This window comes from Streptomyces sp. NBC_01445 (assembly GCF_035918235.1).
Classification (GTDB): domain Bacteria; phylum Actinomycetota; class Actinomycetes; order Streptomycetales; family Streptomycetaceae; genus Streptomyces.
In genome coordinates this window covers 9,313,799-9,339,459 of the sequence record NZ_CP109485.1, presented here as the reverse complement: position 1 = coordinate 9,339,459, position 25,661 = coordinate 9,313,799, and the positions used below count along the sequence as shown (strand labels likewise).

Genomic DNA, 25,661 nt, shown 5'->3' with positions numbered 1-25,661 from the left:
GGGCGTCGGGGGTGTCCGGGTTCAACTAGCGCTGGGCCGCCATCAGTTCGGCGAGCGTCCCGGCAGGGACGGCGAGTTCGCGTTCCGCGGTCGTGATCGCCATGGCCGTCACCGCTGGAGGGCGGTTGGTGCGTTCCGTGTTGGCGTGGACGCCGAGGCCGTCCAGGACCACGAGGATCTGGATGGCGGTCACCTCGGGGTCCTCGGTACGGAAGAACCCGGCCGCTACGCCGTCGCGGATGAGCTGGGTCAGACGTTCGCGCCACTGGGCCTCCTGGTGGCCCACGCGGTCGCACAGCCTGTCCCGGTAGCGGCTCAGGTGTCTGGCGTTGAGCCATAGCCGGCTCATGCCGTCGAAGCGGTCCCCCGTGGTCAGGAGGAAGAAGCGGGCCAGGTCCTCCAGCGCCTCGCCCTCGGGCCGGTCGGCGGGAATCAGTTCGTCCAGCTCGGTCGTCGCCGCCACGCCGAAGGCCTCGGCGACGAGGTCCTCCGCGACCGGGAAGTAGTGGCTGATCAGGCCGGGGCGCACCGCGAGTTCGTCCGCGACCCGGCGCATCGTGATGCATTCGAGGCCCTCCGCGAGGGCGATCGCCGCCGCGGCGGCCACGATCTCGGCGCGGCGGGCCTCGGGATTCTTCCGCACGCGTTTCGGCGGAGTGCTTGACGGCACCCCCTGCCCACTATTGGATTCCTGACCAATAGACAAGTCGGCTCCCGTGCTCGCCTGTTCGGAGGACTGCATGGCTCCCACGATCCCAGACCCCACGACGCAAGCCGTCACACCCCCCGCCGACCGGGCCGGGCGTGTGGAGGCGCACGGCATCGACTTCATCCCGGACGCCGAGCGGCACGGACGCGCCCGCGAGCTGTTCGCCGTGTGGGCGGCCCCCAACGTCAGCTATCTCAGCCTCGTGGTCGGCGGCGCCCTCATCCTCATGGGCCTCGGCCTCTGGCAGGCGCTGGGCGTGATCGCGGCGGGCAACCTGTGCTGGGTGCTGGTCGGCCTTGTCGCCGTGAGCGGTCCCGCGGCCGGCACCCCGAGCCAGGTGATCACGCGCGCGATGTTCGGCGTCCGGGGCAACCGGGCGAACATCGCCCTGACCGGCTGGTTCGTGTCCGTCTGCTATCTGGCCCTCAGCTGGGCCGCGGCCTCGCTCTCCGCGTTCAGCCTCGTCGACAAGGCCGGCTTCGAGCTCACGACGGGCGTCAAGGTCGTCGTCATCGTGGTGCTGGCCGCGGCGACGCTCGCCATCAGCGTCTACGGCCACGCCACCATCGTGAAGCTCTACCTGCCGTTCACCCTGGCCCTGACCGCGGTCTTCGTCGTCCTGGCCGGCTACGTGCTCGGCCACGTCGACTGGGGCTACGCGCCCCCACACCCGCTCCACGGCACGGAGTTGTGGTCCGTGGTGATAGGCGGCATCACGCTCGTCGCCTCCGCGCCGCTCTCGTACAGCAACAGCGCCGACTTCGCCCGCTACCTGCCCCGCACCACTTCGCCCACAGCGATCGCCGGCTGGACCACCCTCGGCGCCTACGTGCCCTGCGTCCTGTTCACCTCACTCGGCGCCCTGGCAGGCACCGCGCTCGACATGTCCGACCCGCAGACCGCTCTCGAGGGCATCCTGCCGAGCTGGTTCAAGCCGGCCTTCCTGCTGGCCGTCATCCTCGGCGCGATCTGCAACAACGCCATGACCGCCTACAGTTCCGGCCTCGCCCTGCAGTCGATAGGCGTCCGGATCCGCAGGTCCCGCAGCGTCGCCCTCGACGGGGCCCTCGGCGTGGCGCTGACGCTGTACGCGCTGCTCGTCTCCAACTTCCTCGACACCGTGAACAACATGCTCGAACTCATGGTGGCGCTGATGGGCCCGAGCATCGCGATCTACGCCACCGACATCCTGTGGCGCCGCAACCGCTACGACGGGAGGGAACTGACCGACGAGTCCCGAGGCAGCGCGTTCTGGTACTCGGGCGGGGTCAACTGGGCCGGCGTGACCGCCCTGGTGGTCGCCACCGCGGTCGCGTCCCAGTGCGTCAACACGCCGATGTACACCGGGCCGATCGCCCGGGCGGCGGGCGGCACGGACCTCTCCCTGCCGATCGGGATCCTGGTCTCCGCGGCCGTCTACGTCGCCATGATGCGCTCGCGCCGTCCCGCCGCGGGCGGCCCGACACCTACCTCCGGATAGATCCCGGCCCGGCGCCGCCAATGGCCGCGCCGGGCCCCCGGTTCACCTCACCGGAACACGCGCCGGCGCCTCGCGCTCGCCACCAGCTCGTCGACCGTGGCCAGTTTGACCCGTGGCCGGCCGGCCTCGCGGCCCCGCGCGGCCTCGGCCCGTTCGATCGCCGCGAGGCCCTTCGCGTCGAGGACGCGCCGGTTGCGGCGCCTGGCCAGCCGGTGGAAGGCCTTGGGCGCGTGCGGTGGCGTCGGCAGCGCGCCGGAGACGGCGTCGGCCAGCAGCGTGGCGACCGTCTCGGCGGCGCAGGTGCGGTTGGCGCCGATTCCGCCGCTGGGGCCGCGCTTGATCCAGCCCACGACGTACGTTCCGGGCATGCCGGTGACGCGTCCGCCCTCGTGCGGAACGGTGCCGGTGGCCTCGTCGAAGGGGAGGCCGGCGAGCGGGCCTCCGCGGTAGCCGATCGCGCGCAGCACCATCCCGGCCGCGATCACCCGCTCCCCCGACGCCCCTTCGGTGCGCACGGCTTCGATCTGTTCCGATCCGAGCAGCTCGACGGGCGAGCTGTGGAAGCGCAGGACGATGCGGCGCCCGGGCGGCGGTGCCACGTCCCCGTCGAAGCCGCCGCGGGGAACGCCCTTCAGGACAGCGGTCCTGTCGTTCGGACCGGCTTCGTCGATGGCCGCGGCGATACGGGGATCATGGTCGTCGACGAGCAGTTGCAGGCCCGGCACGTGCTTGAGCGCCAGCAGCTCCGGCGTGGTGTACGCGGCATCCTCGGGGCCACGGCGTCCGAGCAGGACCACTTCGCGTACGGAGCTTGCGCGCAGCGCCTTCAGCGCGTGGTCGGCGATGTCGGTGCGGGCGAGGGTGTCCGGGTCGGCGAGGAGGATGCGGGCGACGTCGAGGGCGACGTTGCCGTTGCCGACGACCACGACGCGTTCGGCGGAGAGGTCGATCGCTTCGTGCGCCACGTCCGGATGGGCGTTGTACCAGGCGACGAAGGTGCGGGCCGAGATGCTGCCGGTGAGGTCCTCGCCGGGGACGGACAGCCGGCGGTCGGCGGCGGCCCCGACGGCGTAGATGACCGCGTCGTGGTGCTCGGCCAGCTCCTGCGCGGTGACGTCGTCACCCACTTCGAGGCCCAGGTGCATCCGTACCCGGTGATGGGTGTGGAACCTGGCGAAGGTCTCGCCGACCTTCTTGGTGGCCGGGTGGTCCGGTGCCACGCCGTAACGCACGAGGCCGCCGGCCACCGGCAGCCGGTCGATGAGGGTCACCTCCGCGTTGGTGTGCAGCAGCAGGTCCTGCACCGCGTACATCCCGGCCGGTCCGGTGCCGACGACGGCGATCCTGAGCGGCGCGAGGTCGGACGGCAGGACACGCGGGAACGAAGGGCTGCCCCAGGCGTGGAAGTTGGGGCCGTCCTCGACCGCGTCCGTGCCCGCATCCGTATGCCTGCCTTCGAAGTACACGGCGTTGATCGCGGCGTACTCCGTCTGCTCCGGAGCGAGACGGTCCACCGGGAAGATCGCGTCGACCGGGCAGGCGTCGGCGCACGCGCCGCAGTCGATGCAGGACACCGGGTCGATGTGCAGCATCTCCGTGCTGCCGAACGCCCGCTCCTCGGGGGTGGGGTGAATGCAGTTGACCGGGCACACGGCGACACAGGTCGCGTCACTGCAGCAGGTCTGGGTGATGGCGTACGTCATGTCGTCAACTCACGTCGGTTCAGATGAGGTTGGCACGCTTGTAGAACGCCAGCGCCGGCCTGGTGAGCAGCCGTGCGGAGGCCAGGAACTCCATGAGGCCCGAGCAGCTCGCACGCATCATGGACTTGTGGTGCTCGTTGGCCCCGGCCTCGGCCACGGCGCGCCGCACGTCGAGCCCTGCGCTCTCGTAGACCTGCCGGCGGACCATGCTCGTCACGATGAAGTAGGACGCGGTCGCGACCAGGAAGGCGTTGATGTGGCGGCGCAGCCGGCCCGCACCGGCGAGGCGCTTGCGCGTCTGGTCGCGGGCGAACTTCATGTGCCGAGACTCCTCGACGACATGGATGTTGTTGATCGTGCGGACGAACGGCACGACCCGCTCGTCGCGCATCCAGTCGCGCTGCATGACGTCGAGGACTTCCTCGGCGACCAGGATCGCGGCGTACGCCGCCTCCCCGAAGGCGAGCGTCTTGAACACGCGGCCGAGTTCGATGACGAACCGGTGCGGCCGGTAGGCAGGCGCCCCCAGCTTCTGCGCGCCGCGGGCGAACATGATCGAGTGGCGGCACTCCTCGGCGACCTCGGTGAGGGCCCACTGGAAGTCAGCCTTCGTCGGGTCCTTGGCGTACATGTCCCGCAGCACCATCTGCTGAAGGATCATCTCGAACCAGATGCCGGTGCTCGCCACCGAAGCGGCTTCCTGCCGGGTCAGTTCCTTGCGCTGTTCCTCGGTCAGCTCCGCCCAGTAGGCGGTGCCGTAGAGCGTGCTCCACTCCGGGCTGGCGCCGTGGAAGTCCTTGTCCAGCGGCGTCTCCCAGTCCACTTCGGTCGCCGGGTCGTACGCCAGCACGGCCGCCGATTCCAGCAGTCGCTGCGAGACGCCGCGCTCGTCGTGGAGTTCATGCGATTCCGGCCGAACAGTGCTGCTTGCCATGCTGCGGCTCCTTGGATCAGACGTGTGCGTTGTCTGTCGGTGTGCGTTGTCTGTCGGTGCGCTCCCTGTCGGTGCGCTCCCTGTCGGTGCGCTGCCGTCTCCGTCGCCGGCCGTGAGTACACCCGGGGGTACGCGGGGCTGATCACGGAGGCCACCGTGCGGGCACACGCACGGGGCCACGGACCGCCACTCCGTCGCCCTGCCGTGGCCGTCGGCGGGGCGCCGCCTGCCGGCTCCGCAGGCTGCGCGGAGACACCAGGTCAGCACAGGTGGACGGGGGCTCTGCAGAGGCCACCCGCCCGCTTGTTAGACGGACCGTATAACAAGGGACGTGCGTTGGCCTACCCCCGGGTAAGTAGCGGGCGGCAGCCCGCACACGCCTCCGCCGACGCCTCGGCGCGGTCAGGCCTGCCGGTAGCCGCGGTCCTTGACCAGGTCGCGCGCGAGACGGGCGAACGCGCGCGCGGCCGCGCTCTCGTAGGCACTCCCCCTGCGCAGGAGCACGGCGGTGCGGGTGGGCAGGGGTGGGTCGAGAGGGACGGGCCGAAGGTGCGGATGATCTTCGGCGATGGCGTCGGGGAGCACCGTGGCGAGCAGGCGTGAGCGGCGCACGATCTCGGTCAGCGCCAGGATGCTGTTGGCCTCGACGACGACCGTCGGATCGACGCGGTACGCCGCGAGATAGTCGTCGATGTGACCCCGGGTCGCGAAATCACCGCTGAGCAGGGCTAGTTGGCGGTCAGCAAGTTCGCGTACGGGCAGCGGTCGGCCGCCCCGGAGCCCATCCCCGTCGGCACTCACGACGAGGCTCAGGTGTTCGGTGAACAGCGCTGTGGCGGCGATACCCGCCTGATGCGCCCCCTCGAAGGCGATCCCGAGGTCGAGTTCGTCGGCGAGCAGGCTCGCCTCGATGTGATCCTGCGTCATTTCCCGTACGTCGACGGTGATTCCGGGATGACGGCTGCGGAGCGTGTCCACGAGCGGGCCGATGAGGTAGACGGTGAACGTGGGCGTCATGGCGAGACGGAGGTGGCCCCGCGAGAGGTCCGCGACGTCGACAACGGCGCGGTCGGCGGCCGCGAGGTCCCGCAGTACACGCTTCGCGTAGAACACGTAGCCCTCGCCGGCGTCGGTGGGGCGCACCGTACGGCCGCTGCGGTCCAGCAGCTGGGCGCCGACGACTCGTTCCATCTGTTTGATCTGCTGGGACAGGGTCGGCTGGGAGATGCGCAGCTCCTCGGCGGCACGGGTGAAGTTGCCGTGCTCGGCCACCGCGATCAGATAGCGGAGATGACGAAGTTCGGGACCCATACCCCGACTATAGGCGGAGAAATAGATGTCATCGATAGCAGTCATGGCCAGCGCGTCTTGGACGCTATAGCAGCTGGTCATGCATGGTGGATTTCGTCAGCCCGACGGGCCGGCAGTCATCGAAGGGAGTGACCCATGCACGATCTCTCGGACGGTCTCGCGCGCTTTCGCCGCGACGTCTTTCCCGCAAAGGCGGGGCTCTTCGCCCACCTGGCCACGACCCACCGCCCGACGACGCTCTTCATCGGCTGCTCGGACGCCCGCGTGGTCCCCGAACTGATCACACAGAGCGAACCCGGCGAGCTGTTCGTCGTCCGCACCGCGGGCAACCTGGTCCCGGCCTACTCCTCGGACCCCGACGGCGTCGCGGCGAGCATCGAGTACGCCGTCGCCGTGCTGCACGTGAGCGACATCGTCGTGTGCGGCCACTCCGCCTGTGGGGCCATGACCGCCCTGGCCGAGGGGCACGACCTGAGCGCGGCGCCGGTCGTCTCCGGGTGGCTGCGGCACGCGGACGCCGCGCGGGCCCGGGCCGCCGCCGTCCCGGCCGCGTCGGGTCCCGACAGGGTCGCCGCCCTGGTGCGGGCCAACGTGTCCGCACAACTGCAGAACCTGGCCACCCACCCCTCCGTGGCCCGCGGCCTGGCCGACGGAACGCTCACGCTGCACGGCTGGGTGTTCGACATCGCCACCGGAGCCGTCGAACCGGTCGGCGCCACCGCGATCGCGGCCTGACCGCGCCGACCAGAACCGAAGAACACAGAACCCGAATCCCGAACCCGGAATCCCGCACCCCGCACCCCGAAAGAGGAATCCCCCATGCCGCACGCCCAGTTCGACCCCACCGCCCGCGAGACCCTCGCCGTCGCCGCCGTCGCCGCCAAGACCCGTAAGGACCTGACCTGGCAGCAGATCGCCGACGCCGCCGGGCTGTCGCCGGCCTTCGTCACCGCCGCCGTGCTCGGCCAGCACGCCCTGCCGCAGACGTCCGCCGAGGCCGTCGCGGAACTCCTCGGCCTGGACGAGGACGCGGCCCTGCTGCTGCAGACCATCCCGACGCGCGGCTCGATCCCCGGCGGCATTCCGACCGACCCGACCATCTACCGCTTCTACGAGATGCTCCAGGTCTACGGCACCACCCTCAAGGCGCTCGTCCACGAGCAGTTCGGCGACGGCATCATCAGCGCGATCAACTTCAAGCTCGATGTGAAGAAGGTCGCCGACCCCGAGGGCGGCGAGCGCGCCGTCATCACCCTCGACGGCAAGTACCTGCCCACAAAGCCTTTCTGAGTCTTCGTCAGCACAGATACCGCAGCCGGTCACGCCATCCCCGGAGGACCCCCATGGACTTCGCCCAGCGCACCATCGACCTCGCCCGCCAGAACGTCGAAGAGGGCGGACGCCCCTTCGCCACCCTCATTGTCAGGGACGGCGAGATCCTCGCCGAGAGCCCCAACAGGGTGGCCCAGACCTCCGACCCCACCGCGCACGCGGAGATCCTCGCCATCCGCGACGCCTGCCGCAAGCTCGGCACCGAGCACCTGGTCGGCGCCACCATCTACGTACTCGCCCACCCCTGCCCGATGTGCCTGGGTTCGCTGTACTACTGCTCCCCCGACGAGGTCGTCTTCCTCACCACCCGCGACGCCTACGAGCCGCACTACGTCGACGACCGCAAGTACTTCGAACTCGACACCTTCTACGGTGAGTTCGCCAAGGACTACACCGAGCGGCGCCTGCCCATGCGCCACGAGCCGCGGGACAACGCCGTCGACGTGTACCGGCTGTGGCAGGAGCGCAACGGCGGCAGCCGCCGCGTCCCCGGCGCGCCGACGGCCTGACGCGGTCCCGCCGCCGACTCAGCCCAGGATGCCGCTCCCGGCCTGTGCAGGAAGCGCCACCGCCGTACACCCCCGTGGCACAGGCACCGTCGGCAGGCCGCTGCGGCTCCCCCGGTCGATGTCGGTGATCAGATCCCGCAGCGCGGCGCAGCCGTGCGGTGCCGGCAGCCGGCCGTCCAGGGCGGCGAGCGCGCGGTGTGCGCGCTGCCGGGCCCTGCCGGTGCGGCCGTCGCTGTGGTCGACGAACGCCTGGGCGTGGCGGGCGACGAGGCACGCCCAGGCGTCGCCGCTGATGCCGGGCTGGCTGAGGGCGCGGCGGGCGCTCCGGCGCGCCGCCCGTGGCGACCGCTCCGCCTGCGTCACGGCGAGAGCGGCCAGGCTCACTGCGGGCGGCAGTCCGCCGGGGGCGTGCGGCGGGATCGTGCCTGCCGCCTCCTGGAACTGCTCGGCGGCCCGGTCGAGGTCGCCCCCGTGGAGCGCCAGCGTGCCCTGTACGTGCGCGATCCGGCCGATCGTCGCGTCGTCCCCCGCCAGGACGGCGGCGGGCCACGCGTGCTGGAGCAGCTCGTTCGCTCCGCAAGGGTCGTCGTACGCCGTGAGCCAGGCCGCGAGGCACAGGCCGCGCGCGATCAGGAGGGTGTCCGAGCGGCACATCGGGAGCAGCCGCAGCAGATGTCGGCGCCCCTCGTCGGCTGCGTCGTAGACCGCCCACCAGAACCACAGGTTCAGTACGGACTCCAGGGCCGCCGCCGCGAGTTCGGGCTGCCGGGGCGCGTACTCCAGCATCGCCCTGAGCCCTTCGGCCTCGTCAAGGACGAGCCGTACGGCCTGTGGCTGGCTGCCGAGGCTCCACAGACTCTCCGCGAGGGCGGCCACCCGGTGGAAGTGGATCGCGCGGCGCTCGGCGGCGACCTCGAACTCCCTTGCCTCACGCAGCCGTTCGCCGCCGAAGTCGTGGGCGGCGGGGGCCATCCGGTAGCGCGGTTCGCGGATGCCGCCGGGGTCGCGGACCGGAGTCAGGACGCCGATCGCGGCGAGGCGGGTCAGGCACGCGGGCACCCGGGCCTGGGCCAGGCCGCCGCCGGCGCAGACGAACGCAGCCGTCGACTCGTCGAAGTCTCCGGCCAGAATGCTGGCGCGGGCCCACACGATCCGCTCATCGCGGTCGCACAGCACGTAGGCCGCGGCGACGGCGTCCCGCAGCGACCGGTGCCGAGGTGCGGCCATGTCCGGTGCGCTCAGCCAGCACTGGTGTTCCTCGAGCCGGGCCGCGACCTCCCCCACACTGCTCCTGGCGGCCTGCTCCGCGGCCAATTCGACCGCGAGCGGAAGGCCGCCCACGTATCGGCAGATGTCTGCCACCGCATTCGGCTCCGCATCGCCGGAGTCGAAGGCGGCGCCCGCCCGCGCCAGGAACCGCTCCAGGAACAGCTCCACGGCAGGCGCGGCCCGGTCGTCGTCCGCGGGCTCGGCGCTGAGCGGCGTGAGACGCAGCACGGCCTCGCCGCCCAGCCCGAGGGGCCGGCGCGCGGTCACGAGCACGCGCAGCGACGGTACGAACTCCAGCAGTGTCTGCACCATGCCCACGCACTCGGCATGGACCGGATCGACGTCGTCGAGGAGGAGCAGCACGTCAGCGGCGCGCAGCCGCTCGGCGAGGGCTCCGGCACCGGCACCGGCACCGGCCGCGCGGCGTCGCCCGTGGATCCCACCCGCCGCCTCCAAGACGGCCGCCGTCAGCGAGGCGGGCGCCTCCGGCCCGGCACCACCGGACCCGGCGTCCTGCCCGCCCCCCGGCCAGCGGACGACCATGACGCGCGGCCGGGTCCCCTGCGCACCGACGCCGGCGACGGCGTCCGAGGCGAGCCGGCCCTTGCCCACTCCGAGGACGCGCTCCACCGCCCCCCGCGCACCGACATCGGCGACCGCCTCCACGCCAACCCGGCCCTCGCCCACGCCGAGGACACGCTCCACCGCCCCCCGCGCACCGAAGCCGGCGACCGCCTCCGCCGCGAGTCGGCTCTTGCCCACGCCGACCTCGCCGGCCACCGTCACCAGCCGATGGTTCTCCAGGAGGGTGCGCAGGGCCTGCGACTCCACCTCCCGGCCCACCAGAGGACCGGGCACGTGGCCGCGGCCCTCCGCCGACGGCGCGCTGTCGCCGCCCTTGCGTGTCCACACATCCGCCATGCTCCGCACATTCCTGCCCCTCGTCCGTCGGCAGTCACCGCCGTCCGTAGCCCGCGCCCGCCCTGTGCAGAACCGTCACTGCACCCGCTCCACGGCAACCCCAACGCCTGAGCGGCCCCATGGTGTCGTCACCGGACGACGGTCCACTCGTCGCGCGGAACGGTCGAACCCGTGCCCGACTCCACGGAGGGGCGGAGGGCCACCGAAAGTGAGCAGTTTTGGAGAAGCGCCGCTCATGAGCCGCGCCTAGCCTGAACTCCGTGGACAGCGCCCCTCACGGCAGCTCTCCCGCCGTCCTGGAACCAGACGACGGCCGCCACATCCACCACCTTCAGGAGTGATCATGTCCAGCTCTTCCACTCAGGGAATCAAGACCGTGCTGCACCCTGTCTCCGACCTGGAGAAGGCCAAGGCCGTGTACGTCGCCCTGCTCGGCGCGGAGCCGACGGCCGACGCGCCCTACTACGTCGGCTTCGACGTCGAGGGCCAGCACATCGGGCTCGTGCCGGGCGGCGGGGGCATGACCTCGCCGGTGACGTACTGGCACGTACCGGACATCGCGGCCAAGCTGGCCGAGGTCACGGCCGCGGGTGCCGTGGTGAAGGAGGCGGCACACGACGTCGGCGGCGGCCGCCTCGTGGCCACGTTCACCGACCCCGACGGGAACGTCCTCGGGCTGCTCCAGGACCGTTGACGGGCGGCCCGGCCTGCCGGACGCCGGGCAGAAGCTCAGAAGCCAGGAGCTCAGGAGCTCAGAAGCAGAAGAGGACCAGGCGGACGGCTCGGAGCTGGTTAGATCGAGCGGCGACGCCGACGGGGTCCGCGAGGGCGGTCCCGCGCAACAGATGGAGACACGATGAGCATGGCCAAGGGGACGCAGGCGCAGTCAGCTGCGCTGCACGCTGCCGACAGCCACGACCTGATCCGCGTGCACGGTGCGCGCGTGAACAACCTCAAGGACGTCAGCGTCGAGCTCCCGAAGCGCCGGCTGACGGTGTTCACCGGTGTCTCCGGCTCGGGCAAGAGTTCGCTGGTCTTCGGCACGATCGCCGCCGAGTCGCAGCGGATGATCAACGAGACGTACAGCACGTTCGTGCAGGGCTTCATGCCGACGCTGGCCAGGCCCGAGGTCGACGTACTCGACGGTCTGACGACCGCGATCATCGTCGGCCAGGAGCGGATGGGCGGCGACGCCCGCTCCACGGTCGGCACGGCCACCGACGCCAACGCGATGCTGCGCATTCTCTTCAGCCGGCTCGGGAAGCCGCACATCGGCTCGGCGAAGGCGTTCTCCTTCAATGTCGCGTCGATCAGCGGCGCGGGTGCGGTCACCATCGAGCGCGGCGGCGAGAAGGTGAAGGAGCGGCGCAGCTTCAGCATCGTCGGCGGCATGTGTCCGCGCTGCGAGGGCCGGGGTTCGGTCACCGACTTCGACCTGACGGCGCTGTTCGACGACAGCAAGTCGCTCAACGAGGGCGCGCTCACCGTCCCCGGCTACAGCGTCGAGGGCTGGTACGGCCGTATCTACCGCGGCTGCGGCTTCTTCGACCCGGACAAGCCGATCCGTAAGTTCACCAAGAAGGAACTGCACGATCTGCTCCACCGGGAGCCGACCAAGATCAAGGTCGACGGCATCAACCTGACGTACGAGGGCCTGATCCCGAAGATCCAGAAGTCGATGCTGTCGAAGGACATCGACTCGCTGCAGCCGCACATCCGCGCCTTCGTGGAGCGGGCGATGACGTTCACGTCCTGCCCGGACTGCGGCGGCACGCGGCTGAGCGAGGCGGCCCGGTCGTCGAAGATCAAGAAGATCAGCATCGCCGACGCCTGCTCGATGCAGATCAGCGACCTCGCCGAGTGGGTGCGGGCCCTGAAGGAGCCGTCGGTGGCGCCGCTGCTGAAGGCGCTCGGGGACACCCTCGACTCGTTCGTGGAGATCGGGCTCGGCTACCTCGGCCTCGACCGCCCGGCGGGCACGCTCTCCGGCGGTGAGGCGCAGCGCGTCAAGATGATCCGCCACCTCGGGTCGTCCCTGACCGATGTCACGTACGTCTTCGACGAGCCGACGATCGGGCTGCACCCGCACGACATCCAGCGGATGAACGACCTGCTGCTGCGGCTGCGGGACAAGGGCAACACGGTGCTGGTCGTCGAGCACAAGCCGGAGGCGATCGCGATCGCCGACCACGTCGTCGACCTCGGCCCGCGCGCGGGCACCGAGGGCGGCGAAGTGGTGTTCGAGGGCACGGTCGAGGGGCTCCGCGCCAGCGACACCCTCACCGGGCAGCACCTGGACGACCGCGCTTCCCTGAAGCCGACCGTACGGACGCCCACGGGGAAGCTGGGGGTGCGCGGCGCGGGCACCAACAACCTCCAGGACGTCCACGTCGACATCCCGCTCGGCGTACTGACCGTCGTCACCGGCGTCGCGGGTTCGGGCAAGAGCTCCCTGATCCACGGCTCGGTGGCCGGGCAGGACGGGGTGGTCACGGTCGACCAGGCCGCGATCCGCGGCTCGCGGCGCAGCAACCCGGCGACGTACACCGGACTGCTCGACCCGATCCGCAAGGCGTTCGCCAAGGCCAACGGTGTGAAGCCGGCGCTGTTCAGCGCGAACTCCGAGGGCGCCTGCCCCACCTGCAACGGCGCGGGCGTCATCTACACCGACCTGGCGATGATGGCCGGTGTCGCCTCCACCTGCGACGACTGCGAGGGCAAGCGGTTCCAGGCCTCAGTCCTCGACTACCACTTCGGCGGGCGCGACATCAGCGAGGTGCTTGCGATGCCGGTGGCCGAGGCCGAGCAGTTCTTCGGCGCGGGCGAGGCGCGCACACCGGCCGCGCAGAAGATCCTTCAGCGGATGGCCGACGTCGGGCTCGGCTACCTCACCCTCGGGCAGCCGCTCACCACGCTGTCCGGCGGTGAGCGCCAGCGGCTCAAGCTGGCGACGCACATGGCCGAGAAGGGCGGGGTCTACGTCCTCGACGAGCCGACGACCGGCCTTCACCTCGCCGACGTCGAGCAGCTGCTCGGGCTGCTCGACCGGCTCGTCGACTCCGGCAAGTCAGTCATCGTGATCGAGCACCACCAGGCGGTCATGGCCCACGCCGACTGGATCATCGACCTCGGCCCCGGCGCCGGTCACGACGGCGGACGGATCGTCTTCGAGGGCACCCCCGCCGAACTCGTCGCGGACCGCTCCACCCTCACCGGCGAGCATCTCGCGGCCTACGTGGGCGGCTGACCGGGGGCGAGGGCGGGCAGTCCCTGGGCCGGACGCCAGTAAGTGGTGCTCATTCGACCCAGAGGACTGCACGAACCGCGTTCCCGATACGTCCCCCTCGCCGATCCGGGATCAACTGCTCGACGCCGCCCAGGCGTTGGTGGCGGAGTCCGGCTGGGCCAAGCTCCGGATGACGCACACATCGCCCCTGCCGCGGGTGTGACCCGGGCGGTCGTGCACGAGCATTTCGGGTCGTTGCACGCGGTGGTCCGGTCATTCGTGTCGAGGGAGGCGGACCAGTTCCTTCTCGGCATCGCGGCCGAGCTGCGCAAGCACCCGGACGACCTGGGACGGGGCACCGCGGCGGGGGTCGGCACCGCCCTGAGCCTCGCGGCGGACAACCCGCTGACGTCCATCCTCACCAGCAACGTGGGCGAGGACCGCGTCCTTGTCGCCCACATCGCGACGCGCTAGGAGCAGATCTTCGGCAGTGCCTGCACTCCGATCGCCGACTGCGTAGGGGAGGCCTGGCCGACGATCCCCGACGAGCGTCGGCGTCTCATGGTCGACGCCGTCGTCCGCATGACCATCAGCCACATCGTCGCGCCCGCGCTGCCTCCGGAACAGGCGGCGCGGGACATCGCCGACATCGCGGTTCACGTGGCGGGCACGCGCGAGGGCTCCAACTCCGTCCGAGGCGCGGCCAGTTCTGTGATGAGCCGGACAACGGCTCGTCCGTCATCAGTCCACGGGACAGATCGAGCGCCGACTGAGTGTCCATGCCGTGTCCGTAGAGCACGAGCGGCTCCGGGGCGTCCGGGTCGATGCGGGCGGCCGGGGCGTCAGAGATGTCCTCGACCCGGTCCAACGGCGCCTGCCCGACCCTTCGTCCACGGCCGGCACGTCCCAGCGCGACACCTCCGCGATGGCCTCGCCGAACCGCTCTCCGCCTGGCACCGTCCCGCGTGACCGTCCGCGCGCTTCTGCGTCAAACGGACTGGACCCCGCCCCGGCCTGAGCTGCCCAGCAGCGCCGACTCTCACGGAGCGTAGTCGTCCGCCGCGCGGCTTCGGCGCCGCCGTTCTACGTTGGTCGAGCAAGAGCCGTACAAGACAAAGGAGTCGTAATGGCTGACAAGGGCGGCATGGACAAGGTCAAGGGCAAGGCCAAGGAGATGACCGGCAAGGCGACCGGTGATCGCCGCAAGGAGGCTGCGGGCCGCGCCGAGCAGGCGAAGGGCCAGGCCAAGAAGACAATGGGCGACGCCCACGACCGCGCCCGCGGAGTCCAGGACTCCCTGCACCGCGACGGCTCCTGACCAGAGCCTGAAAGGAGCCCCCGCGCGTGTTGCGCGGGGGCTCCTCCCCTGCTGTCACACGGTGCGGGCCAGCCGGAACCCGAGGTCGTCGATCGCGAACGTCGGGTGGCTGCGGCGCCGCACCGAGGCCCCGCAGCCGCGCTCCGACTCGGCCCAGCCACCGCCGCGGAAAATGCGGTAAGAGCCGTAGACCTCCTCGTCGTACAGGTCCCAGCACCACTCCCAGACGTTGCCCAGCATGTCGTGCAGCCCCCACGCGTTGGGGGCCTTGCCGCCGACATCGCGGACTCCGCCGCCGGAGTTGTCCGCGTACCAGGCGATGTCGTCGATCGCCCCGTACCGGTAGCCCTCCGTGCCCGCCTTGCAGGCGTACTGCCACTCGGCCTCCGTCGGCAGCCGGTAGCCGTCGGCGTTCCAGTCGCAGGTCACCTCACCGCTGCCCGCGTCGCGGGTGTAGGCGGGTGTCAGCCCGGAGCGCGCCGAGATGGCGTTGCAGATGTCGATCGTGTCGAGCCAGCTGACGTTCGTCACCGGCGAAGCATCGCTCGTGGCGGGAGCCGGGTCCGCTCCGGTGGCGAAGCGGAGGAGATCCGCCGTCACGGGATGGCGGCCGAGCAGGAAGGGGGCGATGTCCGCCGTCCAGCGCGTGCCGCGCCGGTCGTCCCGTAGGCCGACGGTGCCACCGGGGATGCGCACCATCCCGTTCGAGACGGTGTCTAACACGGCGTCGGTCGCGGGGTGCACCTCGTGAAGCCTCTCTGTGGAGATCATCCGTAGAAGTTACGCTGCCAGCGGTGCCCGGCCAGCACGGCGAGTTGGTCCGCGGTCAGCGGCCGTCCGTCGCTGAGGGCAGTGTTGCGCTCGACGTTGCGTACGGTGCGCATACCGGGGATGACGGTGGAGACTGCGGGCGAACTCAGCACGAAGCGCAGCGCGTTCTCGGCGATCTCGTCGGGCGCGATGCCCAGGTCGGCGACGATAGCGGCGACCTTCCTCTCGACCTGCGCCGGCCGGTCGTCACGGAAGTAGCGCGCCCGGAAGTCGCCCTCGGGGAACGTCGCACCGGCAGTGATCCGCCCCGTGAGCCCTCCCTCGTCCAGCGCCACGCGGACGATGACCCCGACGCCGTGTTCTTCGCAGGCGGGCAGCAGCGCGTCGGCGGGTGCCTGGTCGAAGATGTTGTAGATGACCTGCACGGTGTCGACGGCGCCGCTGCGCACGAGGTCGAGGGCGTTGTCCGGCTGGTGATCGTTGATCGAGACGCCGAACAGGCGGATCTTCCCCTCCTTCTTCAGCTCCTCGACCGTCTGCAGCCAGTCGCCCCGGCCCACCCACTCGTCGCTCCAGACGTGGAACTGCACCACGTCGAAGTGGTCGAGGCCGCTGACCCGCAGGCTGGTCTCGACGCTCTCGCGTATGTGGGCGCCGGGGAACGCCTCGACGGGGTCGATGCCGTCGGGCGCGGGCCAGATCCTGTTCATCGGCGGGACCTTGGTCGCCACCAGTACCTCGTCGCCGGTCCGCTCGCGCACGACCCGGCCCACGATCCGCTCGCTCTCGCCGTAGCCACGGGCGGTGTCGATGAAGTTCACCCCGAGGTCGACGGCACGGTGCAGGGCGCGTACGGACTCGTCCTCGGTGGCGCCCACCCACCCGGACGCGCCGATGCCCCAGGCGCCGTAGCCGATCTCGGACACGGACATTCCGCTGCGGCCCAGCTCGCGGTAGCGCACTCTCAACCTCCATGTCGTGTTTCTTCTCCCGGACCACATCGAAGTCGGAGCGCCCGGAAGCGTTCCGACGATCCCTACCCTCCTCAGGGCCGCTCGTCCCCCGATATGGACACTTTGCCTACGCAGGAGAGGTCACCGGTAGACTCGTTGGCTGATTCCTCCGGTGCCGGGGGCATCGCCAGCCAAGGAAAGAGGGAAGTCTCGACGTGTGGGCCGCACAGCACGAAGCTCCGATCTACAGTCGGCTCATCCAGGAACGAGGAGACATCCCCGCCCAGGTCCGTGCCGTAGCCGAACAGACCCTGCGGGATCTGGAACGGGTGATGCCGGCGCCGCTGCCGCGCGCCATGCCGACGCAGCAGACGCAGGCGCCAGCGCTCAACAGCGGCGGGCAGGGCTCGCTCTAGCGCGTAACGGGAGCCGGCGGCACGGGGAAAGTTTCCCGAGCCGCCGGCTTCCGTCTTGTTCCGTTCCCGATCAGCCTTGTTCCGTTCTCGATCAGCTCTTCGCGGCCAAGTCCTTGAGCGCGATGTTGAGTTCGAGGACGTTCACGCGGGGCTCGCCCACGAAGCCGGCGACCCGCCCGTCGGTGTGAGCCTTCACGAGCTGCTGCACGGAAGGTGGTTCCGCTCCGCGATCCGGTGGACCTGGAGGTCGGCGTGCGCCGGGGAGATGTCCGGGTCGAGGCCGGAGCCGGAGGACGTGACGGTCTGGGCGGTTAAGGCGATCCATTCGGCGCCGGCCGGCTCGACCTGGTGGCGTTCGCGCAGCCCGCACTTCTCCTTCGCGAGGACCACGATGGAGCGGCCCTCGGGGGTCGCGTCGGACAGCGAGGACAGCTGGGCGGCGTGGGCGAGTTCGGCCGCGGTGACGCCCTTGACGGGCGGAACTGGAGGCCTGCTGGTTGCCGAGCGTGATCGTGCCCGTCTTGTCGAGCAGCCGGGTCGATACGTCGCCTGCCGCCGCGACCGCCCTGCCGGAGTGGCGAGGACGTTGCGCTGGACGAGGCGGTCCATGCCCGCGATGCCGATCGCGGAGAGCAGTGCGCCGATCGTCGTCGGGATGAGGCAGACGAGGACACCCCCGTTCAGGACCGGAATCGCCCGCCCTTGACGCCTCCCATACGGCGGGGTGCGCGGCCTTGACGCATCCCCTACGCGTCTGCGCGCCAAGGCGACGTGGACCACCCCGGCACGCCCGCGTTCCCGCAGTTCAGAAGCCCCTGGACTGCTCGTCGAGCGGTCCAGGGGCTTGCCTGTATCGCGAACATCCCGCTCCTTCGGTGCGGGCTGCTCCTCGGCCGAGGCCCAGGCCGAATCCCTGCCACCGCGGCGGTCGCTTTTGGTCTAGACCTTGACAGGTTCAGACCAGGTTCGCTTGAGTGACCGACACCCCCCATGGCGGCGCCGGGATCCCCAACTCGCGCCGCGCCGAAGGAGCGTTGGCATGATCAAACGCGTCACGAGTCTTGTCGCCACCCTGGCCGCGGTCAGTGCCGTGGTCGTCATCGGCCCTGCCACCACGGCATCGGCGGCCGAGTGCGCCGCACCCTGGAACTCCTCGTCCGTCTACACCGGCGGCGGATCGGCCTCGTACAACGGGCACAACTGGAACGCCAAGTGGTGGACCCAGAACGAGACCCCCGGCACCTCCGACGTCTGGGCGGACCAGGGCGCATGCGGCGGTGGCGGGACGAACCCCGGCGACCCCGATCCGTCCGGCTTCGTCGTCAGCGAGGCCCAGTTCAACCAGATGTTCCCGAACAGGAATCCGTTCTACACGTACAGCGGACTGACCGCCGCGCTCAGCGCCTACCCCGGCTTCGCGAACACCGGCAGCGACACGGTCAAGCGCCAGGAGGCCGCGGCGTTCCTGGCCAACGTCAGCCATGAGACCGGCGGTCTGGTGTACATCGTCGAGCAGAACACCGCCAACTACCCGCACTACTGCGACACCAGCCAGTCCTACGGCTGCCCGGCGGGCACGGCCGCGTACTACGGCCGCGGCCCGATCCAGCTCAGCTGGAACTTCAACTACAAGGCCGCGGGCGACGCGCTCGGCATCGACCTTCTCCACAACCCGTACCTGGTGGAGCAGGACGCGGCCGTGGCCTGGAAGACGGGCCTTTGGTACTGGAACACGCAGAACGGCCCCGGCACCATGACGCCGCACAACGCCATGGTGAACGGCGCCGGCTTCGGCGAGACGATCCGCTCCATCAACGGCAGCCTGGAGTGCAACGGCGGCAACCCCGGCCAGGTCCAGAGCCGCATCGACCGGTACAAGGCGTTCGTCCAGATCCTGGGCACCACACCGGGCGACAACCTGAGCTGCTGACGCGCCACCGCGCATGACGTGACCCGCCGCCGGGCGGGCCTGGAATCCACCAGGTCCGCCCGGCGGAGTCGTCACGGGGCGGCCGGGCGACAGAGACCGAATCAAGTGACCTGACTGGAAGAGAAGTTGGGCCGGCCGGGTTCACTGTTGAGCAGCTTGTCGACGTTCCCCCGGAACCACTGGCCCCTGGGGCACCTTCCTGCCGAGCGCGGTGCCCCCGAGCCGGCTCTCGAACGCCTCGGCGTCCAGGACGGCGATGATCTCCAACCCGTCCACCCCGCTGATCCCGCCGCCCCGTCCTCGGGGCTCAGCGCACTGCCGCCGCGACGGCCACCAGCCCGAAATGTACAATTTAATTGCGTTCACGAGCGAGCGTCCCGTCTGCGAGGTGACACCATGCAGTGGTGTGTGTCGAGGCATCGCAAGGCCGCACTGATCCCGGTGAGCGCTGCCGTCGCGTGCGTGACAGCTCTCGCGGGAGTTCCGGCGTTCGCGGACGACGGGGGCGACGCGTCGAAGCTGAGCGCGCAGCAGCTCGCGGACGACGCGAAGAAGGAACTGCTCGACGCGAAGTCCCTCCATATGCTCCTGAGGAGCAACTCCACGGGACCCGCCGACGCCCGGTCCCCCGCGGTCCTGGACCTCGTCCTGGACCAGGACGGCAACTGCACCGGATCCCTGAAGATGGGCACGGGCGGCGCCGATGGCGGCACCGTCGAACTCGTCAAACGCGGCGACGAGTTGTGGATGAAGCCCGACACCACGTTCTGGAAGTCCCAGGTCGAGGGCGGCGCGGGGGAGCTTGCGGCCCAGGTCTTCAAAGGGCGCTATGTGCACGGCAATGCGAACGACGGCCTGCTCAAGAGCCTGGGCGACACATGCGACTTGAACGCGTTCCAGGCCCAGTTGAACGGCGGCCCCACCGGTGCGCCCCCCGAGAAGCTGACGAAGGGCAAGCAGATCAAGGTGGACGGCGCTGACGTCGTGCCGGTGAGTGGCAGGAACGACGGCAGCGACGTCGTCCTGTTCATCACCGCGAAGGACCCGCACCGGCTCGTGCGTGCCACCCAGAAGAACGGCGACCTGAACACGACGATGACGCTCACGGACTACAACCGGCCCGTACCGACCGCGACTCCGTCGAAGGAAGACTCGGTCGACGTGTCCAAGCTCCAGAACCTCTCCCCGAAGGCGACGCCGCCGCAGGCCGTGGCCCCGGATCGGGGCGTGTGGTGAACTGCCCGGCCTGTTGAGCGAGTTGAGCGCACGCTCCTCGTACAGGCCGTCAGTTGCCTGCTCCGCCGAATCTGGCGTGGTCGGCCAGGACTTCGTCGATCACGCGGTGATGGGACGCGGCGCTTTCCGGGTCGGTGCCGAGCGACTGGGACATGACCAACAGGGACTTCCACAGGGCCCAGCCGCGCGCTCGGGCCCATGTGCCGGCGTCCTGGGCGACCGTGCGGCGGAAGGCCTCGCGGCTGTCTCCGGAGAACGTGCACCAGGCGATCACCAGATCGCAGGCGGGGTCGCCGACGCCCGACGTGCCGAAGTCGATGACGGCCGTGAGTTCGCCGTCGGCGACGAGCAGGTTGCCCGTGGCGATGTCTCCGTGGAACCACACCGGCGTCCCCTGCCACCGCGCCGCGAGCGCGGCCTCCCAGACGGCGGCCGCCCGGGATGTGTCGACATGGCCGTCGAGCGCCGCGAGGCAGCGCCGGGTCTCGTCGTCGTAATGGGTGAGCGACGCGCCCCGGTACCAGCTGTGTTTTCCGGCCGACGGTCCCCCGACGCCGTCGCAGCGTTGCAGCGCGAGGACGAACTCGGCCACCGAGACCGCGAACTGCGCCATGTCGTCGATGGGGCCGCGGGCCGCCGTCTCTCCGTCCAGCCAGCCGCGTACGGACCACGGGAAGGGGTATCCCTCGCCGGGCTCGCCCTTGGCCAGGACGGGCGGGACGGCTACGGGCAGTGACGGCGCGAGCCGTGGCAGCCACTCGTTCTCCTTGGCGACCGCGGGAACGTAGCCGGCGCCGGTGGGCAGGCGGGCCGTCATCGCGTCACCCAGGCGGTACGTCCTGTTGTCCCAGCCGTCGACCTCCACCGGTGTCACGGGGAGGCCGCTCCACTGGGGGAACTGCGCGGCGATCAGACGTTCCACGAGTGCGGCGGTGATTCCGGCACGGCCGTCGGAAGGACTCGGAGTCGAAGCCATTCAGGGATCATCACGCCCGGAAGACGTACGGGGCAACGGAATATCGGTGGCCGCGACCTCTGTCGCTACTACGGCTTGCGGCGCGGCTTCCCGCGCTTGGAGCCGCCCTTGGAGCCGCCCTTGGAGCCACCCTTGGGACCGCCCTTGCCGCCGCCCTTCGGCCCGGGTTTGGCGCCGCCCTTGGCGCCGCCGCTCCGCGGGTTCCTACCGGCGGCCGGCTTCTGTCGCGCCGCCCCGCTCTTGTCGGTACGCGCGGCCTTGGGCTGCGGCGGGGTCGCCGTACGGCCGCGTGAGCTGTTGACCGTCCGCCCGCGGACGATGCCGATGAACTCCTCCACCAGGTCGGTGGTCTCGTCCTCCGGCCACGACAGCGCGACCTGGGACTCGGGGGCGTCGGTAACAGGTCGGTAGGTGAGGTCCTTGCGGTGGTGCAGGCGGGCGAGCGACTGCGGGACCATCAGCACACCGATCCCGGCGGCCACCAGCTCTACGGCGTCCGCCGTCGTCGCCGGGCGCTCGAACGCGGGCTCACCGGGAAGCTGCTCCCAGGCGAGGGTGTCGTCGAGGGGGTGCAGCACGGTCTCGTCGTCCAGATCCTCCAGGGACACCTCGTCGACCGCGGCCACGACGTGGTCCTTGGGGATCACCACGACGGTCGTCTCGACGTAGAGAGGGATCGCGCTGAGCACGGTCCGGTCCACCGGCAGCCGCACGAGGCCGGCGTCCGCCCCACGGTCTCGCAATACGTCGGATGCCTCGTCGGCGGGCGTCGCGACGAGGGTCAGCGGAACGCCGGGCAGCCGCTCGTTCCAGATCCGCACCCACTTGGTGGGCGTCACTCCCGGGACATACGCGAGCCGGAACGAAGGGGATACATCCGAGCCTGTCACTCCGCCAGGTTACCGGTCGTGGTCGGAGGTATCGCACACAGTCGATACCCTTGACACCATGACGTCGCACCAGACCACCCAGACCATGAAGCCCGCGACCGCGGCCAAGAAGCTGGGTGTGTACCTCGAGGCCACCCCCGCCGAGTTCCAGGAGGGTGTCGTCTCGCGCAGCGAGCTCAACGCGCTGCAGGCCGATCCGCCCGAGTGGCTCAAGGAGCTGCGGCTCAACGGCCCGCACCCCCGGCCCGTCGTCGCGTCCAAGCTCGGCATCTCCATCTCGGGTCTCGCCCGTGGCGGGATCACCGAGGCGCTCACCACGGAGCAGATCGAGGCGCTGAAGACCGAGAGCCCCGAGTGGCTCCAGCAGGAGCGTGCCACCCAGGCCGCGGTCCGCAAGGAAGCCGTGCGTATCAAGGAGCGGAACGCGCAGCGCGCCGAGCAGTCCGGCGACCAGCGTTCCTGACCGACCCACCTGACCGACCTCCCCGGCCTCACCTCCGGCCTGTCAGGGCACGAACTCGATCTCGGGGAAGCGGGGGGACGGCCCGGACAGGAGACGGCTGTCCCGGCACCGCAGGTGAAGGTCGAAGAAGGCGCCCAGACAAGCCCGCTCGGCAGCGACGGCGCGGTGCGCGGTGATCGTGCCGATGGCATCGGTCATGGCGTCGACCACCTCGGGCGGAAGCGGAAGCGCTCTGTCCAGCTGTTGCATCAGCGGGGACAGGTCGGTGTAGGTCTGGTGTCCGGACGCGCGCAGGCGCAGGCTCCGGTGCCAGCCACGCAGATGCGACCAGAACTCCTCCCAGGACGGGTCGTTCTCGCGTCCGTGGCTCGCGTTGCTCATCAGCAGGAAGGGCCGGTCGAGGCCCGTGGTGGCGACGGACCCGTTGATACTGCCGTCCAGGTCGGCGCCCGCCATGATGCGGTGATCCGCCGCCATGGCCTCCGCCGCCGTGTCCCCGCCGAGCGAGTGCCCGAACATGCCGGTCCGGCCCAGGTCGAGCGAGCCGCACAGGCCGTGGGGCAGCGGGCGGCCCTCGGCGTCGGGATTTCTCCCCGCGTTCAGGCGGGCCAGCTCGTCCAGCACGAACCTGGTGTCGTCCTGGCGGACCCGCAGCGCCTTCGCGATGTCCTCGTCGGTCGGCCGGGCCGGCTGCCGGCCCAGTTCGAGACGACCTCCCGGGAACTCCACGATGTCGCTCTCGTGCGTGTGGTCGATGGTGACGACCGCATAGCCGCGACTGGCCAGGTCCTCGACCAGCGCGGTGCCGAGGGCGCGCTGCGCGCGGTACCCGGGGGCGAAGAGCACGACCGGCAGTCCATGGCCGGACACCTCGACGGCGGCGCCTGTGTACGCGTGCGTGAGTGGCAGATCCACGGCGTCCAGGGACGTGTGAAGCTGTTCGCTCACTTGCTGTTTGTACAACGCCGACGCCTTGGGCGGGAGCCAGGGAGCGCGTGTGCGGCCGTGCGTGGGGCGGGCCGGGTACCAGAGGCTCACCATCAGTTCCCGGGGCGAGTGTGTCGACCGGGACGACCGGGGCGAGGTCCACGGATCCTCGCGCGAGTGGTCGACCAGATGCAGCTGTGTCGTGCCGACAGCTGCCCGCCCAGCCGGTGCGGGCAGGGTCAACCGGACCCGGCCGCCCGGGCGCGCGGCGACTCCTTGCCTGCCGGCGGTGGCTGCGGCAGCCGTACGCGCATCTGCCGTAGCCGTCCCCGCCGTGGCCGCCGCGAGCGCGGCCGCACTCATCACCGACAGCACCGACCGCCGCGTCGGACGGTCCGTCATATCGCTCATGAGGCTCCCTCAGTGGCAGTGGAACGTGGGGCGGATCAGTCATCGACACTGGCATCGCGGGCAAGGCGGCGACAGGCCGTGAGCGCGATCTCAGGGTGCGGCCCGGGCCATCCCGGATGCCACCTCCGGGATGGCCACCAGGGGTGCGTCCACCACGAGTTGCTGGTGTGGCGCAGGTCACCGGAACGCGTGCTGGGGTGCGGAGAGGTACCGGATGTGAAGCGCGATGAGAAGGAGTGCGGATGCGTGCACGGATCCGGGCAGGGGACCGCGAGGCGTTCGCCGACCTGTATGAGGAGTACGCGCGGGCGATCTACAACCACGCCCTGCGACTGACCGGCGACTGGTCGCTCGCCGAAGAGATCATGTCCGACACGTTCCTGACCGCGTGGGCGACCAGGGAGCGTCTCGACCCCGCCCCCGATGCCGACGCACCGCTCGGGCCCTGGCTCTACGGCATCGCGACCAACAAGGCGCACAACGCCCGGCGTGGTGTGCGGCGCCGGCTGGCCTTCCTGGCCCGCCAGCCCGCCGCACCCGACGTGGACGACTTCGCGGAGGAGACGGCCGGCCGTATCGACGACGCCCGCCAACTCGCCCGTATCCACGGCTCGTTGGCCAAGTTGCGGCGCCCCGAGCGGGACGTGATCGCCCTGTGTGTCTGGGCCGGGCTCGACTATGAGCAGGCGGCGGACGCGTTGGGCGTCCCCGTGGGCACGGTCCGCTCGCGGCTGTCCCGGGCGCGCGCCAAACTGCAGCAGCTGAGTCAGCAGGAAACACCGGAACCGCGCCCCGGTCGCGGAGAGGTACCGAGTGAGGCCGCGTTCGCGGCCCTGCCCCTTCGGGAGGAAACCCGATGAACGCAGCACACCCGTCCGGGAGTGACCGCAAGAAGGCCCAGGAGGTATCCCGGCTTCTGCCCGAGGCGCCCGAATGGGACCTGCCGCGGGGGCGACACCGCCACCACAAGGACATCCTGATGCAGCAGATCGACCGCCACCACGAGAGCGTCGCGCCCACCACTCCGCCGCGTCACCAGGAAAGCGTCACCGCCCGCCGACGCTTCCTGCGCCCCGCGGTGGCCGTGCCCGTAGCGGCTCTCGCTCTGACCGGCGCGCTGGCCGCCACCCTGACGTTCGTCGGCGACGACCACGGCGCGACGCCTGAAGCCCACGCACCGGCGGCCGACAGCGGAGCCACCGTCCTGCTGGACCAGATCGCCGACGCCTCGCTCAGGACGGACACCACACCGGTCAAGGACGGCCAGTACGTGTACGTACGCAGCACCGTCCGCTCGAACGAAGGCACGTTCGCCGGGCCGGTCGAACTCGGCGCCCCGCACCGGCGCGAGGCCTGGATGGCACAGACGTCCAAGCCGGTGAAGCGCCTCGGCACCATCATGGAAACCGGCAAGGGCGTTCCGATGTCGGGGCAGCGGCTCCCCTACGAGTCGGCCGACGCGCTTGCTCCCGGCCTCGACCGGCCGACGTACGCCTGGCTGGCCTCGCTGCCCACCGACCCGGACCGGCTCCTCGACGAGCTCTACGCCGGGACCAGGGCCATGGGCCGCGAGTCCAAGGACCAGGCCGTCTTCGAGAAGATCGGGTCCCTCCTCGACGAGACGGTGATGCCGCCGAAGAACGCCGCGGCGCTCTACAAGGCCGTCGCACGGATCCCCGGGATCAAGCGGGTTCCCGACGCGGTCGACGCGGCGGGGCGCCACGGGTTCGGCATCGCCCGCCAGGACGCCAGGTCCGCGAGCCGCAGCGAGTGGATCTTCGACAGCGAGAGCCTCACCTACCTCGGCTCACGCTCGTACCTGGACAAGGACGGCAAAGGCATGAAGCCGGCGGGTACGAACGCGATCCTGCGCCGCACCGTCGTCGACAAGTCCGGCGCGATGCCCGCCGACACGACGGCCGACAGCTGACCGAACGGCGGGGCGGCTTCGGGCGCTCCATCGTTCAACTCCCGCA

25 protein-coding genes and 2 pseudogenes are annotated in these 25,661 nt (G+C 70.6%); 15 read left to right on the top strand and 12 right to left on the bottom strand.

All coding sequences use genetic code 11. The features are described from left to right. Nucleotides 1–25 precede the first annotated feature (25 nt). Entirely contained in the window at nt 26–670 is a 645-nt protein-coding gene (locus OG574_RS42590; protein ID WP_398377545.1) for a TetR family transcriptional regulator C-terminal domain-containing protein, read from the bottom strand. Between the two features lie 70 nt (nt 671–740). Between OG574_RS42590 and OG574_RS42585 the strand changes: the two genes are divergently transcribed. Further along, nucleotides 741–2,189, top strand: coding sequence for a purine-cytosine permease family protein (locus OG574_RS42585; RefSeq protein WP_326777592.1), 1,449 nt, complete (start codon nt 741–743; stop codon nt 2,187–2,189). A gap of 47 nt (nt 2,190–2,236) precedes the next feature. On the opposite strand, the gene OG574_RS42580 is transcribed toward OG574_RS42585, so the two are convergent. The 3 genes from OG574_RS42580 to cynR form a co-directional block, all read right to left on the bottom strand. Then, nucleotides 2,237–3,892, bottom strand: a complete 1,656-nt coding sequence (locus OG574_RS42580) for an FAD-dependent oxidoreductase (RefSeq protein ID WP_326777591.1) — start codon at nt 3,890–3,892, stop codon at nt 2,237–2,239. Nucleotides 3,893–3,911: 19 nt separating this feature from the next. Further along, nucleotides 3,912–4,826 carry an AurF N-oxygenase family protein gene (locus tag OG574_RS42575; RefSeq protein WP_326777590.1) on the bottom strand — a complete coding sequence of 305 codons (915 nt, stop codon included), beginning with the start codon at nt 4,824–4,826 and terminating at the stop codon, nt 3,912–3,914. Between the two features lie 402 nt (nt 4,827–5,228). Next, nucleotides 5,229–6,137: a transcriptional regulator CynR gene (cynR, locus tag OG574_RS42570; protein WP_326777589.1), complete on the bottom strand. Its 909-nt coding sequence runs from the start codon at nt 6,135–6,137 to the stop codon at nt 5,229–5,231. A gap of 135 nt (nt 6,138–6,272) precedes the next feature. Here cynR and OG574_RS42565 point away from each other — a divergent pair, with 135 nt between their 5' ends. From OG574_RS42565 to OG574_RS42555, 3 genes are all read left to right on the top strand, one after another. Next, complete coding sequence (locus tag OG574_RS42565) at nt 6,273–6,872, top strand: carbonic anhydrase (RefSeq protein ID WP_326777588.1); 600 nt, start codon at nt 6,273–6,275, stop codon at nt 6,870–6,872. 84 nt (nt 6,873–6,956) lie between these two features. Beyond that, nucleotides 6,957–7,427, top strand: coding sequence for a cyanase (gene cynS, locus OG574_RS42560; protein WP_326777587.1), 471 nt, complete (start codon nt 6,957–6,959; stop codon nt 7,425–7,427). A gap of 53 nt (nt 7,428–7,480) precedes the next feature. Then, nucleotides 7,481–7,978, top strand: coding sequence for a nucleoside deaminase (locus OG574_RS42555; RefSeq protein WP_326777586.1), 498 nt, complete (start codon nt 7,481–7,483; stop codon nt 7,976–7,978). A gap of 18 nt (nt 7,979–7,996) precedes the next feature. On the opposite strand, the gene OG574_RS42550 is transcribed toward OG574_RS42555, so the two are convergent. Continuing rightward, nucleotides 7,997–10,168 (bottom strand): ATP-binding protein, encoded by a 2,172-nt coding sequence (locus tag OG574_RS42550; protein WP_326777585.1) that lies wholly within the window; start codon nt 10,166–10,168, stop codon nt 7,997–7,999. 343 nt (nt 10,169–10,511) lie between these two features. Here OG574_RS42550 and OG574_RS42545 point away from each other — a divergent pair, with 343 nt between their 5' ends. The 5 genes from OG574_RS42545 (at nt 10,512) to OG574_RS42530 (ending at nt 14,712) form a co-directional block, all read left to right on the top strand. Beyond that, the gene (locus OG574_RS42545) at nt 10,512–10,862 is read left to right on the top strand and encodes a VOC family protein (protein WP_326777584.1); all 351 of its coding nucleotides are present in this window, start codon (nt 10,512–10,514) and stop codon (nt 10,860–10,862) included. A gap of 162 nt (nt 10,863–11,024) precedes the next feature. Continuing rightward, nucleotides 11,025–13,415: an excinuclease ABC subunit UvrA gene (locus OG574_RS42540; RefSeq protein ID WP_326777583.1), complete on the top strand. Its 2,391-nt coding sequence runs from the start codon at nt 11,025–11,027 to the stop codon at nt 13,413–13,415. A gap of 213 nt (nt 13,416–13,628) precedes the next feature. Further along, nucleotides 13,629–13,868, top strand: a complete 240-nt coding sequence (locus tag OG574_RS42535; RefSeq protein WP_326777582.1) for a hypothetical protein — start codon at nt 13,629–13,631, stop codon at nt 13,866–13,868. A gap of 6 nt (nt 13,869–13,874) precedes the next feature. Then, nucleotides 13,875–14,363, top strand: coding sequence for a hypothetical protein (locus tag OG574_RS52865; RefSeq protein ID WP_398377603.1), 489 nt, complete (start codon nt 13,875–13,877; stop codon nt 14,361–14,363). Between the two features lie 157 nt (nt 14,364–14,520). Then, a complete protein-coding gene (locus OG574_RS42530; protein WP_100594532.1) occupies nt 14,521–14,712 on the top strand; it encodes a CsbD family protein in 192 nt (63 codons plus the stop codon). Between the two features lie 54 nt (nt 14,713–14,766). Here the strand turns inward: OG574_RS42530 and OG574_RS42525 are convergent, their stop codons facing one another. Then, entirely contained in the window at nt 14,767–15,411 is a 645-nt protein-coding gene (locus OG574_RS42525) for a formylglycine-generating enzyme family protein (protein ID WP_326778786.1), read from the bottom strand. A gap of 68 nt (nt 15,412–15,479) precedes the next feature. Next, a complete protein-coding gene (locus OG574_RS42520) occupies nt 15,480–16,445 on the bottom strand; it encodes an aldo/keto reductase (RefSeq protein ID WP_326777581.1) in 966 nt (321 codons plus the stop codon). Between the two features lie 206 nt (nt 16,446–16,651). Here OG574_RS42520 and OG574_RS42515 point away from each other — a divergent pair, with 206 nt between their 5' ends. Then, nucleotides 16,652–16,852: a hypothetical protein gene (locus OG574_RS42515; RefSeq protein WP_326777580.1), complete on the top strand. Its 201-nt coding sequence runs from the start codon at nt 16,652–16,654 to the stop codon at nt 16,850–16,852. 91 nt (nt 16,853–16,943) lie between these two features. Here OG574_RS42515 and OG574_RS42510 read toward each other — a convergent pair. Further along, nucleotides 16,944–17,119 (bottom strand): annotated as a pseudogene (locus OG574_RS42510) (potassium-transporting ATPase subunit C). Next, nucleotides 17,120–17,539 (bottom strand): annotated as a pseudogene (locus OG574_RS42505) (potassium-transporting ATPase subunit B); the annotation flags it as partial. A gap of 352 nt (nt 17,540–17,891) precedes the next feature. Between OG574_RS42505 and OG574_RS42500 the strand changes: the two are divergent. Then, complete coding sequence (locus OG574_RS42500; RefSeq protein WP_326777579.1) at nt 17,892–18,782, top strand: glycoside hydrolase family 19 protein; 891 nt, start codon at nt 17,892–17,894, stop codon at nt 18,780–18,782. Between the two features lie 462 nt (nt 18,783–19,244). Beyond that, nucleotides 19,245–20,018, top strand: coding sequence for a hypothetical protein (locus tag OG574_RS42495; RefSeq protein ID WP_326777578.1), 774 nt, complete (start codon nt 19,245–19,247; stop codon nt 20,016–20,018). A 49-nt stretch (nt 20,019–20,067) separates the two neighbouring features. Here OG574_RS42495 and OG574_RS42490 read toward each other — a convergent pair whose 3' ends face one another. Further along, the gene (locus tag OG574_RS42490) at nt 20,068–20,994 is read right to left on the bottom strand and encodes an aminoglycoside phosphotransferase family protein (RefSeq protein WP_326777577.1); all 927 of its coding nucleotides are present in this window, start codon (nt 20,992–20,994) and stop codon (nt 20,068–20,070) included. 68 nt (nt 20,995–21,062) lie between these two features. Then, nucleotides 21,063–21,884 carry a LysR family substrate-binding domain-containing protein gene (locus tag OG574_RS42485; protein WP_326777576.1) on the bottom strand — a complete coding sequence of 274 codons (822 nt, stop codon included), beginning with the start codon at nt 21,882–21,884 and terminating at the stop codon, nt 21,063–21,065. Nucleotides 21,885–21,942: 58 nt separating this feature from the next. Here OG574_RS42485 and OG574_RS42480 point away from each other — a divergent pair, with 58 nt between their 5' ends. After that, entirely contained in the window at nt 21,943–22,347 is a 405-nt protein-coding gene (locus tag OG574_RS42480; RefSeq protein WP_326777575.1) for a DUF5997 family protein, read from the top strand. Nucleotides 22,348–22,389: 42 nt separating this feature from the next. Here the strand turns inward: OG574_RS42480 and OG574_RS42475 are convergent, their stop codons facing one another. Next, the gene (locus OG574_RS42475; RefSeq protein ID WP_326778785.1) at nt 22,390–23,517 is read right to left on the bottom strand and encodes an alpha/beta hydrolase family protein; all 1,128 of its coding nucleotides are present in this window, start codon (nt 23,515–23,517) and stop codon (nt 22,390–22,392) included. A 410-nt stretch (nt 23,518–23,927) separates the two neighbouring features. On the opposite strand from OG574_RS42475, the gene OG574_RS42470 reads away from it, so the two are divergent. Both OG574_RS42470 and OG574_RS42465 read left to right on the top strand, forming a co-directional pair. Next, entirely contained in the window at nt 23,928–24,545 is a 618-nt protein-coding gene (locus OG574_RS42470) for an RNA polymerase sigma factor (protein ID WP_326777574.1), read from the top strand. Continuing rightward, entirely contained in the window at nt 24,542–25,615 is a 1,074-nt protein-coding gene (locus OG574_RS42465) for a CU044_5270 family protein (protein ID WP_326777573.1), read from the top strand. Before OG574_RS42470 ends, OG574_RS42465 begins: the two co-directional genes overlap by 4 nt. The last annotated feature ends 46 nt before the right edge of the window (nt 25,616–25,661 follow it).